General features: G+C 61.7%; 14 protein-coding genes. 12 read left to right on the forward strand and 2 right to left on the reverse strand.

Annotated elements, in window-relative coordinates; all coding sequences use genetic code 11:
- Positions 1-68: 68 nt before the first annotated feature.
- From secG to pyrG, 3 genes are all read left to right on the forward strand, one after another.
- Positions 69-503 carry a preprotein translocase subunit SecG gene (secG, locus tag ABID44_RS00940; RefSeq protein ID WP_354149809.1) on the forward strand — a complete coding sequence of 145 codons (435 nt, stop codon included), beginning with the start codon at positions 69-71 and terminating at the stop codon, positions 501-503.
- Positions 504-710: 207 nt separating this feature from the next.
- Positions 711-1,841, forward strand: a complete 1,131-nt coding sequence (locus tag ABID44_RS00945) for a L,D-transpeptidase (protein WP_354149810.1) — start codon at positions 711-713, stop codon at positions 1,839-1,841.
- 134 nt (positions 1,842-1,975) lie between these two features.
- Positions 1,976-3,604, forward strand: a complete 1,629-nt coding sequence (gene pyrG, locus ABID44_RS00950; RefSeq protein ID WP_354149811.1) for a CTP synthase — start codon at positions 1,976-1,978, stop codon at positions 3,602-3,604.
- A 72-nt stretch (positions 3,605-3,676) separates the two neighbouring features.
- Here the strand turns inward: pyrG and ABID44_RS00955 are convergent, their stop codons facing one another.
- Together ABID44_RS00955 and ABID44_RS00960 are read right to left on the reverse strand one after the other, a co-directional pair.
- Complete coding sequence (locus ABID44_RS00955; protein ID WP_354149812.1) at positions 3,677-5,101, reverse strand: DEAD/DEAH box helicase; 1,425 nt, start codon at positions 5,099-5,101, stop codon at positions 3,677-3,679.
- Between the two features lie 308 nt (positions 5,102-5,409).
- The gene (locus ABID44_RS00960) at positions 5,410-6,249 is read right to left on the reverse strand and encodes an SDR family NAD(P)-dependent oxidoreductase (RefSeq protein WP_354149813.1); all 840 of its coding nucleotides are present in this window, start codon (positions 6,247-6,249) and stop codon (positions 5,410-5,412) included.
- A gap of 198 nt (positions 6,250-6,447) precedes the next feature.
- Here ABID44_RS00960 and ABID44_RS00965 point away from each other — a divergent pair, with 198 nt between their 5' ends.
- The 9 genes from ABID44_RS00965 (at position 6,448) to hflX (ending at position 14,136) form a co-directional block, all read left to right on the forward strand.
- The gene (locus ABID44_RS00965) at positions 6,448-7,473 is read left to right on the forward strand and encodes a cysteine synthase A (RefSeq protein ID WP_354149814.1); all 1,026 of its coding nucleotides are present in this window, start codon (positions 6,448-6,450) and stop codon (positions 7,471-7,473) included.
- A gap of 8 nt (positions 7,474-7,481) precedes the next feature.
- Positions 7,482-8,222 carry an alanyl-tRNA editing protein gene (locus ABID44_RS00970; protein WP_354150177.1) on the forward strand — a complete coding sequence of 247 codons (741 nt, stop codon included), beginning with the start codon at positions 7,482-7,484 and terminating at the stop codon, positions 8,220-8,222.
- Positions 8,223-8,259: 37 nt separating this feature from the next.
- The gene (sseA, locus tag ABID44_RS00975) at positions 8,260-9,126 is read left to right on the forward strand and encodes a 3-mercaptopyruvate sulfurtransferase (RefSeq protein ID WP_354149815.1); all 867 of its coding nucleotides are present in this window, start codon (positions 8,260-8,262) and stop codon (positions 9,124-9,126) included.
- Entirely contained in the window at positions 9,126-9,689 is a 564-nt protein-coding gene (locus tag ABID44_RS00980) for a GNAT family N-acetyltransferase (RefSeq protein ID WP_354149816.1), read from the forward strand. Before sseA ends, ABID44_RS00980 begins: the two co-directional genes overlap by 1 nt.
- A 110-nt stretch (positions 9,690-9,799) precedes the next feature.
- Positions 9,800-10,357: an OmpA family protein gene (locus ABID44_RS00985; protein ID WP_354149817.1), complete on the forward strand. Its 558-nt coding sequence runs from the start codon at positions 9,800-9,802 to the stop codon at positions 10,355-10,357.
- Positions 10,358-10,448: 91 nt separating this feature from the next.
- Positions 10,449-11,258 (forward strand): 4-hydroxy-tetrahydrodipicolinate reductase, encoded by an 810-nt coding sequence (gene dapB / locus ABID44_RS00990; protein WP_354149818.1) that lies wholly within the window; start codon positions 10,449-10,451, stop codon positions 11,256-11,258.
- A 234-nt stretch (positions 11,259-11,492) separates the two neighbouring features.
- Positions 11,493-12,353 (forward strand): D-amino-acid transaminase, encoded by an 861-nt coding sequence (locus ABID44_RS00995; RefSeq protein WP_354149819.1) that lies wholly within the window; start codon positions 11,493-11,495, stop codon positions 12,351-12,353.
- Positions 12,354-12,494: 141 nt separating this feature from the next.
- Complete coding sequence (hfq, locus tag ABID44_RS01000; RefSeq protein ID WP_035028646.1) at positions 12,495-12,731, forward strand: RNA chaperone Hfq; 237 nt, start codon at positions 12,495-12,497, stop codon at positions 12,729-12,731.
- Between the two features lie 10 nt (positions 12,732-12,741).
- Positions 12,742-14,136, forward strand: a complete 1,395-nt coding sequence (hflX, locus tag ABID44_RS01005) for a GTPase HflX (protein ID WP_354149820.1) — start codon at positions 12,742-12,744, stop codon at positions 14,134-14,136.
- The last annotated feature ends 3 nt before the right edge of the window (positions 14,137-14,139 follow it).

Raw genomic sequence — 14,139 nt, forward strand, 5'->3', positions numbered from 1 at the left:
AGCATTGTATGAGCCGCCTCCAAAGAGCCGTCGCGCAAGCGGCCGCCAGGCATTGCCAAGGTAGACCCATGGAAACCGTACTTATCGTCATCCACCTCATGATCGTGCTCGCGCTCGTCGGCGTTGTGCTGGTTCAGCGCTCGGAAGGTGGAGGCCTAGGCATTGGCGGCGGCTCCGGCTTCATGACCGCGCGTGGCGCGGCGAACGCCCTGACGCGCACCACGGCGATTCTGGCCGCGGCCTTTTTCATCACTTCGCTGGGATTGTCGGTCCTCGCCCGCTACGGTTCCAAACCAACCGACATTCTCGATCGTGTTCCGGCTGCGACCCAACAGCAGAATGCACCGGTCGGGCAGGGCGTTCTTGATCAGCTTCCCGGCCAGGTGACCCCGGCCGTGCCAGCCGCGCCTGAAGGCGGCGCTACGGTTTCGCCCGAAAGCGATGCGGTTCCGGCTCCCGCGGAAGCACCCGAGCCGACACAGCCGCAGGTTCCCAACAACTGAGCCGGCTTTCTGGAGCTTGCGTTGCGGAAACTGTTGTCGTTTGAACACAGTTTCCGCAAATGCATTTTATCACGCTGATTTGCCGTTCAGGACGCAAGCTCGCGCTTGAGATAGGCATGGCCTATCGATTATAGGTTTGCCGATGGGTGCCCGACGGAGGACCGGGGGCAAGCCTCAGGCAACAGCATTTCTGATCGGATTTTCACCATGCAGCTTCGCAGCTTCATATTGATGGGCCTGTGCGCGACGATGTTCGCGGGTGTGCCAGCCTATGCCGCCCCGATTGCAGCCGGTGCAGCCCCCAAGGCGCCCGAGGCGACCGACGTCGTGGAAGTGGCCGCCAAGAGCGCCAGCGCGGAGTTGAGGACCCTCAAGCGCAAGAAGAAGCCGACCGACGAAGATCAGGCCCGCATCAGGGAGCTGGAGAAGCAGGTAAAGGTGGAGCAGGCCGAGGCCCGCGCCAGGGCGCTCGAAGCCAGGAAACTGGCCATGCGTGAAGCCGCCAAGGCCAAGGCGGACGCCGACCGCAAGGCGTTTCAGGAAAAGCGCGGACAGAGCAGGACGGCGCGCGCTGAGAGAACGCCGGCGCCCGTGCGTGCAGCTCCGGTGAAGCAGGTCGCAGTCGAGCCGAGGGCTGTCGAGGAAGTCCAGCAGCCGTTATCCGCAGACGCGATGGCGATTACGCGCAGCGGCAATAACGGCGAGCTGCGCAGCGAATCTCGCGAAGTCCAGCAGCAGCGCAGGAGCGGCGGTTTGCTTGCAGGCCTGTTCGGCTCCAGCGCTTCGGCCGGCAGCAGCATTGCCTATCTGCCTGAAACGCGTGCGCTGGACTCCGTCCTGCAAGAACGTCAGGCAAAGAAAAAGTTCAATGTTAAGCCGGAGTTCGAGCCGCAGCAGGTGAATTTCACCGGCTATGAACCCGGCACAATCGTCATCGACACCAACGCGCATCGTCTCTATCTGGTCGAGACACCGTTTACCGCGCGCCGCTACGCCATCGCGGTCGGCCGCGATGGGCTTCAGTACAAGGGCACCACGGTCGTCGGCGACAAGCAGGAGTGGCCGCGCTGGATTCCCACCAAGGACATGCAACAGCGCGAGCCGGCCAAGTACGGCCGCTACAAGGACGGCATGCCGGGCGGTCCGGACAATCCGCTGGGCGCGCGCGCCATCTACCTTTACGAAGGCAAGAAGGACACCTATCTGCGCATCCATGGCACCAATCAGCCACAGACGATCGGCACCAACTCCTCGAATGGATGCTTCCGGATGATCAACGACCATGTGATGGACCTTTACAGGCGTGTAAAGACGGGCACCAAGGTCGTCGTTCTCTGACAGTTTTTTGAGGTCTGGCGAGGGGCCGGCTTGAGCCGGCCCCTTTTGTTTGCGAAATCAAAGCCGGGAAAAACCAAAGGCGGCGGGTTTTTCCACTGGCGGAATCGGTTCGGCCGCGCTAAGCGATGGTTCCCATGGCGCGATATGTATTCATCACTGGCGGCGTGGTCTCCTCGCTAGGCAAAGGTATAGCTTCTGCGGCTCTTGGAGCCCTGCTGCAGGCGCGTGGTTATCGCGCGCGCCTCAAGAAACTTGACCCTTATCTCAATGTCGATCCGGGCACGATGAGCCCGTATCAGCACGGCGAGGTGTTCGTGACCGACGACGGGGCCGAAACAGACCTCGACCTCGGCCATTACGAACGTTTCACCGGAAGGTCCGCCAACAGGCAAGACAACATCACAACCGGGCGCATCTATCAGAATATCATCGAGAAGGAGCGTCGCGGCGACTATCTCGGCGCAACCGTTCAGGTCATTCCCCACGTCACCGACGAGATCAAGAATTTCATCCTCGACGGCAATGACGATTACGACTTCGTCCTGTGCGAGATCGGCGGCACGGCGGGCGACATCGAGGCGATGCCCTTCCTCGAGGCGATTCGCCAGCTCGGCAATGATCTGCCGCGCGGACAGGCCGTGTATGTCCACCTCACCCTGATGCCGTGGATTCCTGCGGCCGGCGAACTGAAGACCAAGCCCACCCAGCATTCGGTGAAGGAACTGCGCGCCATCGGCATCGCACCCGATATCCTGCTGGTGCGTGCGGATCGGCAGATCCCGAAGGAAGAACGACGCAAGCTGTCGCTGTTCTGCAACGTGCGTGAGTCTGCGGTCATTCAGGCGCTCGATGTCGGCCATATCTACGATGTGCCGATGGCCTATCACAAGGAAGGGCTGGATTCCGAAGTTCTGGCCGCTTTCGGAATCGATCCCGCACCCAAGCCACGCATGGAGCGCTGGGAAGCGGTCGCCCGCCGCATCCACAACCCGGAGGGCGAGGTCACCATCGCCATCGTCGGCAAGTATACGGGCCTCAAGGACGCCTACAAGTCGCTGATCGAGGCGTTGTCGCATGGCGGGCTGGCCAATCAGGTGCGTGTGAAGCTCGAATGGATCGAATCTGAAGTCTTCGAAAAGGAAGATCCGGCACCTTACCTTGAAAAGGTGCACGGCATTCTTGTGCCGGGCGGCTTCGGCGAGCGTGGTTCGGAAGGCAAGATTCTTGCGGCCAGATTCGCCCGTGAGCGCAAGGTGCCGTATTTCGGCATCTGCTTCGGCATGCAGATGGCCTGTATCGAGGCGGCGCGTTCTCTGGCCGGTGTGGAAAAAGCGTCCTCTACCGAGTTCGGTCCGACCAAAGAGCCTGTCGTCGGTCTGATGACCGAATGGCTCAAGGGCAATATGCTTGAGAAGCGCAAGGCAAGTGGCGATCTTGGCGGCACAATGCGCCTCGGAGCTTTCGAGGCGAAGCTGGAGCCGGACTCCAGGATCGCTGCGATTTACGGTTCAACCGACATTTCGGAGCGTCATCGCCACCGCTACGAAGTCAATATCGACTACAAGCCGCGTCTGGAAGAATGCGGCCTTAAGTTCGCCGGCATGTCGCCGGATGGCGTGCTGCCGGAGACGATCGAGTATCCGGACCACCCCTGGTTCATCGGCGTGCAGTACCATCCGGAACTGAAGAGCCGTCCGCTGGAGCCGCATCCGCTGTTTGCGAGCTTTATCGCGGCGGCGGTGGAGCAGTCGCGGTTGGTGTGAGCCGGCGATGTTATAGGATGCAAAAACGGCGGGGATTTCCCCGCCGTTTTCATTTGTAATGGATCGCGCGGATCAGGCTGCCCGCGCAGCCGGTTTCCGGGTGCGGCGGCGGAATTTGCGCGGCTTTGCGCCATCCGGCGTACGTTCGCCTGTCGGGCGAGGTGAATTGGCCTTTTCGGGCCAGTGCCTGTTGGCATTGGCGCCGGTCCTGCTTTTTCCTGCGGGTTTAGACGCTCTTTCACCGCTGGGCGCGCGTTTGCCGTCACGGCGGGGTTCGCGATCGTTTGCGGCTTCCGGTTTTCTGTCGGCGCTGTGCTGGCGCGGCTGCGCCTGTGGGTCCGGCTCATTGAGATGATCGGCCAGCACCGGCAACTTCATGCGAATGATGCGCTCGACCTGCCTGAGCTTCGCGTTCTCGGCCGGATCGACCATGGTGATGGCGGCGCCGTCCTGCCCGTTGCGGCCGGTGCGGCCGATGCGGTGGACATAGCTCTCGGCCTCGTCCGGCAGGTCGAAATTCACCACATGGCTGATGCCAGGAACATCGATGCCGCGCGCGGCGATGTCGGTGGCGACAAGAATGCGCACGGAACCGTCGCGAAAGCCGTTCAGCGCCTTCTGGCGGGCGTTCTGGCTCTTGTTGCCGTGGATCACGGCCGCTTCGAAGCCGTCGCGCTCCAGATCGCGGGTGACGCGATCTGCGCCATGCTTGGTGCGGGCGAACACGATGACGGAGCGCATCGCCTCGTCGGCCAGCATCTTCGACAGGATCTGCCGCTTCTGCTTGAGGCGGGCGAGGATCACGCTCTGCCTGATTTCTGTGGCCGTGGTGCCCTGCGGCGCAACCTCGACACGAAGGGGATCGCGCAGCAGGCCCTTGGCGAGGTCCGCGATCTCGTCGGGCATGGTTGCGGAAAACAGCGCCGTCTGCCGGGCGGGATGGGTGGCCTTGGCGATGCGGCGAACGTCGTTGATGAAGCCCATGTCAAGCATGCGGTCAGCTTCATCCAGCACCAGCCAGGTCGTTTCGGACAGGATCAGGTCCTTTTCGCGGACCAGGTCCGTGAGCCGGCCGGGCGTGGCGATGAGGAAATCGACGCCGGGCGCGATGCGCTTGACCTGGCTGTGACGCGACACGCCGCCCAGCACGAGCGCCGTGGAGACATGCGTGCCCTTGGCGAGGATCTTGACCGTGTCCTCGATCTGCACGGCCAGTTCGCGGGTAGGGGCGAGGATCAGCGCCCGCGCCGTCCTGGGACGGCGCTTTGTGCCGAGCGCTATGATCTTCGACAGGATCGGCAGGGCGAATGCCGCGGTCTTGCCGGAGCCTGTCTGGGCGATGCCCAGAATGTCACGGCCTTCGAGTTGAGCCGGAATGGATTGCTCCTGAATAGGCTTCGGCTCGGTGAAACCGGCGGCATGAGTGGATTTCAGCAATTGCCCGGAAATTCCGAGCGCGGCGAAGCCGGTCGGCTCCGCAATGGTTTCAGTGGTCAAATTCGTCTTCTTTCATGCGGCTTGCAGCCGCAAACGATCGCGGCGGGGCGCAACCCGCCATCATTTTATATTCGTGAAACGACAAGGCGGCGGATGACACTCATCCGCACGGCTGCGCTGTCGTGCCCGCCGCTGCATGCGGTGGGGCTTGTTCATCGCCATGCCCAAGCGGCAGAGAGCGAGAAACAGACGCAACCAGTCTCAGTTCATGGAGAAAGCCGGCTCAACCGGCCCATGCGCCTATGGTGTGCATATGGACGAGAGCAGGCCAGATTGCAAGCAGTTTATGCTGCGATGCAATATCCCGTTCAGACATCTTTCCCTTGCCTGCGCCCCGCGCGGCCGAAGCTGAGGGGTCGCCTGCGCCAGCCGGTGAGAGTGAGGATCAGCCAGTGCCGAATTGGCTGCGGCATCATGCCGGCAAGCTTGAGGGCCCATACAAGGCGAAGCGGGAATGCAATCTCGAAACCTCCGCGGGAGATGCCTCGCAGCATGCGGCTGGCCGCATCCTGCGCGCTCATCAACGCCGGCATCATCGATGCAGTGTGCTGCAATTGGAGCAGGGGCGTGTTCACGAAACCGGGATTGGCCACCTGGATACGAATGTTGATCTTGTCGAAATCGTATTTCAGGGCCTGCGCCATCACATTGATCGCGGCCTTGCTGGACCCATAGGCCGCCGTGGTCGGCCAGCCGAACCATGCGCTGATCGATCCGACCAGCACGACGTGACCGAAGCCACGCTTCTGCATGCGTCGAACCGCAGGGACAAGCCCGTTGACGACGCCCTGCACATTGACGTCGAAGGTACGGCGGAATTTCCGCACCGAAAGGTTTTCCCCGGCCACGGGGACATAGGTTCCGGCGTTGAAAATGGCGAGAACCACCGGCCCGATTTCGCTTTCGATCGCGTCCACCGTGGCTTCCAGACCCGCTTCGTCTGTCACATCGCAAGGAAAGGAGACAATACGGCCTGGAAGGCCGGCGGATTCCGCAACCAGCGCTTCGATCTCGTCGCCTTCGCGCGCCGTTACGGCCACCGTGTAGCCGGCCTCGGCCAGTTGGCTTGCAAGCGCCCTGCCTATTCCGGAACTGCCGCCTGTAATCCAGACAGCGCCATCCCTGGGTTTGGCCCTGTAAAGTACCATTCGTCATCCTGCTTGCATCACGGACGGTCTAGCCATCTGTGCCGGGTAAGGAAAGAGGCGTTGTAGCACCCATGGCGTAGTCATTCGCCGACGAGAAATGATATGCTCATGATCTGCGAAACACAGGAAAATAAATCCTTGAAAGGCCGAGCTGACATTTCTAGTTTCAGGCCGATCCATTCGACCTGAGGAATTTCCATGCACCGTTCGGTGATTGACGCCATCGGCAACACGCCGCTTATCAGATTGCGCAGGGCCTCCGAGGAAACGGGTTGTGAAATTCTCGGCAAGGCCGAATTCATGAATCCCGGCCAGTCGGTGAAGGACAGGGCGGGCCTGTTCATCATTCGCGACGCCGAGAAGCGCGGATTATTGCAGCCCGGTGGCGTGATCGTGGAAGGGACAGCCGGCAATACCGGCATCGGCCTCACACTCGTCGCCAAAGCGCTTGGCTATCGTACGGTCATCGTTATCCCCGATACGCAGGCTCAGGAAAAGAAGGACGCGATCCGGGTTCTGGGCGCGGAGCTCATCGAGGTTCCTGCGGTGCCATACCGCAACCCAAACAATTATGTGAAGCTTTCTGGCCGGCTGGCCGGGCAGCTTGCGGCAACGGAACCGAATGGTGCGATCTGGGCCAACCAGTTCGACAATGTCGCCAATCGCGACGGCCACATCCACACCACCGCCGAAGAAATATGGGAGCAGACCGGCGGCAGGATCGACGGTTTCGTTTCGGCCGTCGGTTCAGGGGGCACGCTGGCTGGCGTGGCGGCCGGCCTTCGCCAGCACAGCGGCGATGTCAGGATCGCACTGGCCGACCCGCTGGGCGCCGCGCTTTACAGCTATTATACGAGCGGCGAATTCAACGCCGAGGGCGCTTCGATCACCGAAGGCATAGGGCAGGGCCGTATCACCGCCAACCTCGATGACTTTACGCCGGATTTCTCCTACCAGATCCCGGACGAAGAGGCTTTGCCGATCATCTTCGACCTCATTCAGGAAGAAGGGCTTTGCGTCGGCGGCTCCACCGGCATCAATATCGCGGGGGCCATCAGGCTGGCCAAAGAGCTTGGGCCCGGCCATACCATCGTGACCATCCTGTGCGATTACGGCACGCGTTATCAGTCAAAGCTGTTCAATCCTGAATTCCTGCGGGCGAAGGGCTTGCCTGTTCCGGGCTGGATGGAGAAGAAAGTGGAGATCGATGTGCCGTATGAGTAGGTGGAATGATGGAATTCAGCACGCAAGCCCTCTTTCGTGACGACTCATATCTCAGGGAAGCAGAGGCCAGCGTGCTGGCGGTCAACGATCGCGGCGTCATTCTCGATCGCACGATCTTCTACGCGACATCGGGCGGACAGCCCGGCGATGTCGGTTATTTCGAGCGTTCCGATGGAAGCCGCATTGAAATCGCGGCGACCGTTACCGGTCAGACAAAGGACGAAATCATCCATGTGCCGGCCCCCGGACAGGCGCTTGTCGGGCCGGGCGAGACGCTCAGGCTTGTCATAGATTGGCCGCGCCGGCATCTTCTGATGCGTATGCACACGGCTTGTCATCTGCTCACGGTTGTATGTCCCTATCCGATCACCGGCGCTGCGGTGTCGACCGACGATTCGCGGGTTGATTTCGATCTTCCCGACAGCGGCCTCGGCAAGGAGGAGGCCACTGAACGGTTGATGGAACTGGTTCGCGCGAATCATCCCGTGTTCGTCCAGCAGATCACCGAGGATGAGCTGGGCGCGAATCCGGGTCTGGTGAAATCCAAGAATGTACGCCCTCCACAGGGGGCGGGCGGCATCCGGCTCGTGAGTATCGGCGAGGGGGGAGCGGTGGACAGCCAGCCCTGCGGCGGCACGCATGTCGCAACGACTGCTGAAGTCGGGGAAATCCACATCGGCAAGATCGAGAAGAAGGGGCGCGAAAACCGCCGCTTCCGTTTGCGCTTCGGGCCGTTGCCGGTTTCCTGAGCGCGCTATATTAAGGCAGATCAACGAGGGATTTGACATGGCTGCGGACAGCCCATTCACCGTGGACGCGGACTGGTTGCAGCAGCGCCTTGGCCAGCCAGGACTGACAATTGTAGATGCATCGTGGTATTTGCCGGCGCACAAGCGGGACGCGCGCGCCGAATATGATGCAGCGCATATTCCCGGGGCCGTCTTCTTCGATCAGGACGCGGTTTCCGATCCGGATTCGCACCTTCCGCATACTTTGCCGTCGCCGCAGCACTTCGCCCGCTTTGTCGGAACGCTCGGCATTTCGGCCGACGACACGATCGTCGTCTATGACGGTCCGGGCTTCTTCTCCGCGCCGCGGGCGTGGTGGATGTTCCGCATCATGGGCGTTTATCAGGTCTTTGTGCTGGATGGCGGCTTCGACAACTGGAAAACACAGGGGCGGCCGGCGACTTCCGAGGTCACGAAGATCGCGCCTTGCGTCTTCCATGCCGAGTTCGATGAAGCGCGTGTGGTAAGCTTGCCGCAGATGCGCCGTATCGTCGAGAATCGCGAGAGCCAGATCGCCGATGCGCGCGGGCCGGGCCGTTTCTCAGGTGCGGAACCGGAGCCGAGAGCGGGTATACGTTCCGGGCATATGCCGGGCGCACGCAACGTGCCGGTCGCGGCCCTGTCGAAAGACGGACACCTCCTGCCGATACCGGAATTGCGCGAACTGTTCGGGAATGCCGGCGTCGATCTTGATCGTCCTGTCGTCACCTCCTGTGGTTCCGGCGTCACGGCGGCGGCTCTCACGCTGGCTCTGGAGACGCTGGGCCATGGCGACAACCGTCTTTATGACGGGTCATGGACGGAATGGGGCAGCCTGCCCGACACGCCCGTCGAGACCGGCAGTGGCGACGGCGTGAAAAACTGATGCCGGAGGCTCAACCGGAACCGATCGAGGTGACGGTCACCTTCCTTGAGATGGAAGCGAGGCCATCCTCATTTCCGCCGCTACCCTATAATCGGCAGATCGCCCTGCTCAAGGCGAACAACATCCCGCTGCATTTCTACCGCTATCTGACAGATCGTGTCGGAAGAAAATGGCATTGGGTCAACAGTTTGCGTAAAAATGATGATGAGTTGAGCGAGGAAATTCATCGCAGCGGACGCGAGGTCTGGGTTCTCTATCTGGACGGATCGCCCGCCGGTTTCTTCGATCTCAATCGCGCCACGCCCGACATCGTCGACCTTGCCTATTTCGGTATGATGGATCATGCGACCGGCCAGGGCATAGGTCGCTGGTTCCTGGGGGCGGCCATATCCGCTTGCTGGGCGATGGACCCGCGATTGGTGACGGTGCAGACCTGCACGCTGGACCATCCGGCGGCGCTGCCGCTCTATCAGAAGCTGGGCTTCCGTCCTGTCGGCCAGAGCAGGGAATTCGTGCGGCCGATGAATTTTTCCGAACGCGCCGCCAGCGTGATACGCGACTGACGCGGCGGTTTTTCTGAACGCGCCGTTCATGCAGTCTTCAGCAAGCGAAGATCATGTTGCGCTCGAGCCTCGGGCGGGATGAACGAGGCAAGCGACATAAGGAGAACACCATGCTCAATCGCCGCAGCTTCACCACAGCCCTGATTGCCGCCGTAGTCATGCCCGGCGCCGCATTCGCCCAGGCGCAGATGCCATCGACGGCCACTATCGAACGCCAGCTCGACGCCGCCCCGCGCATGCGTGTGAACCCGAACCAGCGTGTGACCGTGCAGGAGTTCAAGCGCCGGCCTGATCTGCGCCGCGCCGCCCCGTCCATCGATATCCAGTCGATCAACTTCGAGTTCGCCTCCGCGGACATTGCTCCTGCGCAGTACCGCAAGGTTGAAAACATCGCCAACGCAATGAACCGTATCCTGCGACGTGATCGCCGGGCACGCTTCATCATCGAGGGTCACACCGACGCCGTGGGCTCCTATCAGTCCAACCAGGTGCTTTCGGAGCGCCGGGCGGAGTCGCTGAAGCGGCTTCTGGGGCGCCAGTATGGCGTTCCGTCGCGAGCGCTGGAGACGGTTGGTTATGGCAAGGAGTTCCTCCTGGTGCCGACGCAGAACGAGAACTGGCGCAATCGCCGGGTGACCCTGCGCCGCATCGACAGCTTCATTCGCTGACAGGCAACCATTCCCGAGATCGTGAGGAAGCCCGGCTTGACGCGCCGGGCTTTCAGCGTGTCTTCTTTTCTGAAAAGGGAAGGAGAATGCGATGACCATAAAGGTGGTGATGGCCGGCGTGACCGGATGGGTGGGCAAGGCGCTGGTTCCCGTGATTCTCGCGGAAGAGGATCTGCTTCTTGCCGCGGCGGTGTCGCGCAACGCGGCCGGGCAGGACGCTGGCGCCGCCGCAGGCATTTCAATGACGACGGGCGTTACCGTCACTCCCTCGCTTGAAAAGGCATTGACCGTCCCTTCCGATGTCGTCGTTGACTACACGAAGCCGGATGTGGTCAAGGCGAACACGCTTCTGGCGATCTCCAAAGGCCGGCATGTGGTGATCGGAACGTCCGGCCTCGGGGCGGACGATTACGCCGAGATCGACAATGCCGCCCGGGCAAAGGGCGTAGGCGTTCTGGCGGCCGGCAATTTCTCCATTACCGCGACCTTGCTGAAGCGTTTCGCGTTGATGGCTGCGAAATATGTGCCCGATGTCGAGATCATCGATTATGCGAGCGCGCGCAAGCCAGATGCGCCTTCCGGCACGGCGCGTGAACTGGCCGAGCGCCTGGCTGAGGTTCGCAAGGCGGCGACGAGCCTTCCCCAATCACGGGTCGCCGGCATACCGGCCACCCGTGGCGCCGCTGTGGGAGAAGGTGAGGGCGTCCAGGTCCACGCGCTGCGCATGCCGTCCTACATCCTTTCCTGTGAGGCTGTATTTGGCCTGCCGGACGAGCGGCTGTCGATCCGGCACGATGCCGGTTCATCGGCCGCGCCCTATGTCGCCGGCACCCTGCTGGCGATTCGCCGGGTCGGCTCGATGACGGGGTTGGTCAGGGGGCTGGATGCGCTGATGGAATAAGTCCGATATGAATTAACTCTTTGTTAACCATACTTCGGGCACTCTACCTGCAACTGTCGTATTGTTGTTACATTGTCTCTCTATAAGGCAGGGTGTCGACAAGGTGGCCGACCGCGGATGTACCGGCGGCGACTGCGGCAGACGAGGAAGCGGAGCAATTGCTCCGCTTTTTTGTTTGCCGCGTTGCGGGGATGGCGGAATCGAATATGGTGTGCCGTCTTCCGGGTGATCACCATGCCACGCATTTCTTACGTCAACGGGCGCTATGTCGCCCATCGGAACGCTTCCGTTCATATTGAGGACAGAGGCTACCAGTTCGCGGACGGTGTCTATGAAGTGTGCGAGATCGCGCGCGGCTTCATCGTCGATATGACGCGGCATCTGGATCGCCTGGACCGCTCGCTTTCGGAGCTTTCTATCGACTGGCCGATGCACAGGTCGGCGCTCATCGTGGTCTTGCGCGAGGTGGTTCGCCGCAACCGCGTCCGGAACGGTCTGGTTTATCTGCAGGTGACGCGGGGGGTCGCACCGCGAGACCACCCGTTTCCCGCAGGAACCCGGCCGTCATTGGTGGTGACCGCCAAAAAGATCGATCCGGAAGCCTTGCGACACAAGGCGGAGGCGGGCGTCAACGTCATCACCGTGCCGGAAAACCGCTGGGACCGGGTCGACATCAAGACGGTGGGCCTGTTGCCGAATGTGCTGGCCAAGCAGAAGGCGAAGGAGTCCGGCGCTTACGAAGCCTGGTTCGTCGATCCCGACGGCGCCGTCAAGGAGGGGGCATCGACCAATGCCTGGATCGTGACGAATGAGGGTATTCTCGTCACACGTCCGGCAGACCATGGCATCCTGCGCGGCATTACGCGCGCCACCCTGTTCAATGTCGCTGCCCGGCTGGGCCTGCGCATCGAGGAGCGTGCGTTCACGGTCGAGGAAGCGCTTTCGGCGCGGGAGGCTTTCCTGTCGTCAGCCACCACGCTCGCCACCCCTATCGTGGCTATTGATGGCCATCCCGTGGCCAACGGCCATCCGGGTTCCGTGGCACTTTCGTTGCGTCAGGCCTTTTTTGAGATTGCGGAAAAAAGTCCGGCCTGATAACCGCAGGGTGTAAACAATAGTAAATCTCGTCCTGTATGCGAAGTCGCAGGCAGGGTTGTGTGCAGATCGGATGCGACCATATGCTTTGGACGCATCGTCCAGCAGACAAAAAGGGATCCGGCGGGAAGATAAGAAAAAATGGCCGAACGCTCGCAAAATCTTCAGGACCTTTTCCTGAACTCGGTTCGTAAAAGCAAAAACCCCCTCACCATATTCCTCATCAATGGCGTCAAACTGACCGGTGTCGTGACATCGTTCGACAATTTCTGCGTATTGCTGCGCCGCGACGGGCACTCCCAGCTCGTCTACAAGCATGCCATCTCCACGATCATGCCAAGCCAGCCGGTGCAGATGTTCGAGGCCGAGGAAGGCTAAGGACAGCTGATTGGCACGCAACCGCGACGCGGCTGATAAATCCACGCAACCGGGCAACGGCGAGGCGAATGCCGCGCCGACGCGCGCCATTGTGGTCGTGCCCGTGCTGACACGTCCCGTTGCGACGGACGAGACGTCGCGGCCACGCTTGACGCGATCGCCTCAGGCCCGCCACGATGAAGCCGTGGGACTGACGCGCGCCATCGCCCTCGATCCTGTGCACAGCCTTGTGGTGACCGTGAACGATCCCCGTCCGGGCACGCTGCTGGGCTCCGGCAAGGTCGCCGAGATTGCCGATCTGGTGAGGGAAAGCGAGGCGGAGCTGGTGATTGTCGACCATCCGCTGACGCCCGTGCAGCAGCGCAATCTCGAAAAGGAAATGAACGTCAAGGTGCTTGACCGCACCGGGCTCATTCTGGAGATTTTCGGCGAGCGCGCCCGCACGAAAGAGGGCACTCTACAGGTCGAACTCGCCCACCTGAACTACCAGAAAGGCCGGCTGGTGCGAAGCTGGACTCACCTTGAGCGCCAACGCGGCGGCGCGGGCTTTCTCGGAGGGCCTGGCGAAACCCAGATCGAGGCCGACCGGCGAATTCTTCAGGACAAGATCGTCAAGCTGAAGCGAGAGCTGGAAACGGTGCGGCGCACGCGCGATCTGCACCGCGCCAAGCGCAAGAAGGTGCCGTTTCCGGTCGTGGCCATCGTCGGCTACACCAATGCCGGCAAGTCGACCCTGTTCAACAGGCTGACCGGGGCAGGGGTTCTGGCTGAGGACATGCTGTTCGCCACGCTCGATCCCACCTTGCGCCGCCTGCGCCTTCCGCACGGCACGCCGGTGATCCTGTCCGATACCGTGGGTTTCATATCGGATCTGCCGACGCATCTGGTTGCGGCCTTCCGCGCCACGCTGGAAGAGGTGGTCGAGGCCGATCTGGTGCTGCACCTGCGCGACATTTCCGATCCGGACACCGCAGCGCAGGCGGAGGATGTGGAGCGCATTCTGGCCGATCTCGGGGTCGATGCGACCGACGACCGGCGCGTCATCGAAGTCTGGAACAAGATCGATTTGCTGGACGAAGCCAACCGCGAACGGCTGCTGGGCGCGGCGCGACGCGATCGTCGCCATGGCCCTGTCGCTATTTCTGCGATAAGCGGCGAGGGGCTCGACAGCCTGTTTGCAGTTGTCGAGGAATATGTTTCGGGTGAACTGGCGGAACTGACCGTCACCCTGGCGCCGGCCGAACTCGCTCATGTCGACTGGCTTTATCGCAACGGCGACGTGATCTCGCGAACCGACAATGAGAACGGCGGCGTCACGCTCGTTCTGAGAGCGACAGAGAGCGCGCGCGAGGAAATCCGCAGCAGGCTGGGGGGCGGGTCGGCAAAGGAAAGCCCGGACGAGTAGCGC

It is taken from the genome of Aquamicrobium ahrensii (genome assembly GCF_040545755.1).
Classification (GTDB): Bacteria; Pseudomonadota; Alphaproteobacteria; order Rhizobiales; family Rhizobiaceae; genus Mesorhizobium; species Mesorhizobium ahrensii.

What these genes read in the sequence shown, in the direction of transcription:
- secG (WP_354149809.1), top strand. Translation starts at nt 69, where the DNA reads ATGGAAACCGTACTTATCGTCATCCACCTCATGATCGTGCTCGCGCTC.
- ABID44_RS00945 (WP_354149810.1), top strand. Translation starts at nt 711, where the DNA reads ATGCAGCTTCGCAGCTTCATATTGATGGGCCTGTGCGCGACGATGTTC.
- pyrG (WP_354149811.1), top strand. Translation starts at nt 1,976, where the DNA reads ATGGCGCGATATGTATTCATCACTGGCGGCGTGGTCTCCTCGCTAGGC.
- ABID44_RS00960 (WP_354149813.1), bottom strand. Translation starts at nt 6,249, where the DNA reads ATGGTACTTTACAGGGCCAAACCCAGGGATGGCGCTGTCTGGATTACA.
- ABID44_RS00965 (WP_354149814.1), top strand. Translation starts at nt 6,448, where the DNA reads ATGCACCGTTCGGTGATTGACGCCATCGGCAACACGCCGCTTATCAGA.
- ABID44_RS00970 (WP_354150177.1), top strand. Translation starts at nt 7,482, where the DNA reads ATGGAATTCAGCACGCAAGCCCTCTTTCGTGACGACTCATATCTCAGG.
- sseA (WP_354149815.1), top strand. Translation starts at nt 8,260, where the DNA reads ATGGCTGCGGACAGCCCATTCACCGTGGACGCGGACTGGTTGCAGCAG.
- ABID44_RS00980 (WP_354149816.1), top strand. Translation starts at nt 9,126, where the DNA reads ATGCCGGAGGCTCAACCGGAACCGATCGAGGTGACGGTCACCTTCCTT.
- ABID44_RS00985 (WP_354149817.1), top strand. Translation starts at nt 9,800, where the DNA reads ATGCTCAATCGCCGCAGCTTCACCACAGCCCTGATTGCCGCCGTAGTC.
- dapB (WP_354149818.1), top strand. Translation starts at nt 10,449, where the DNA reads ATGACCATAAAGGTGGTGATGGCCGGCGTGACCGGATGGGTGGGCAAG.
- ABID44_RS00995 (WP_354149819.1), top strand. Translation starts at nt 11,493, where the DNA reads ATGCCACGCATTTCTTACGTCAACGGGCGCTATGTCGCCCATCGGAAC.
- hfq (WP_035028646.1), top strand. Translation starts at nt 12,495, where the DNA reads ATGGCCGAACGCTCGCAAAATCTTCAGGACCTTTTCCTGAACTCGGTT.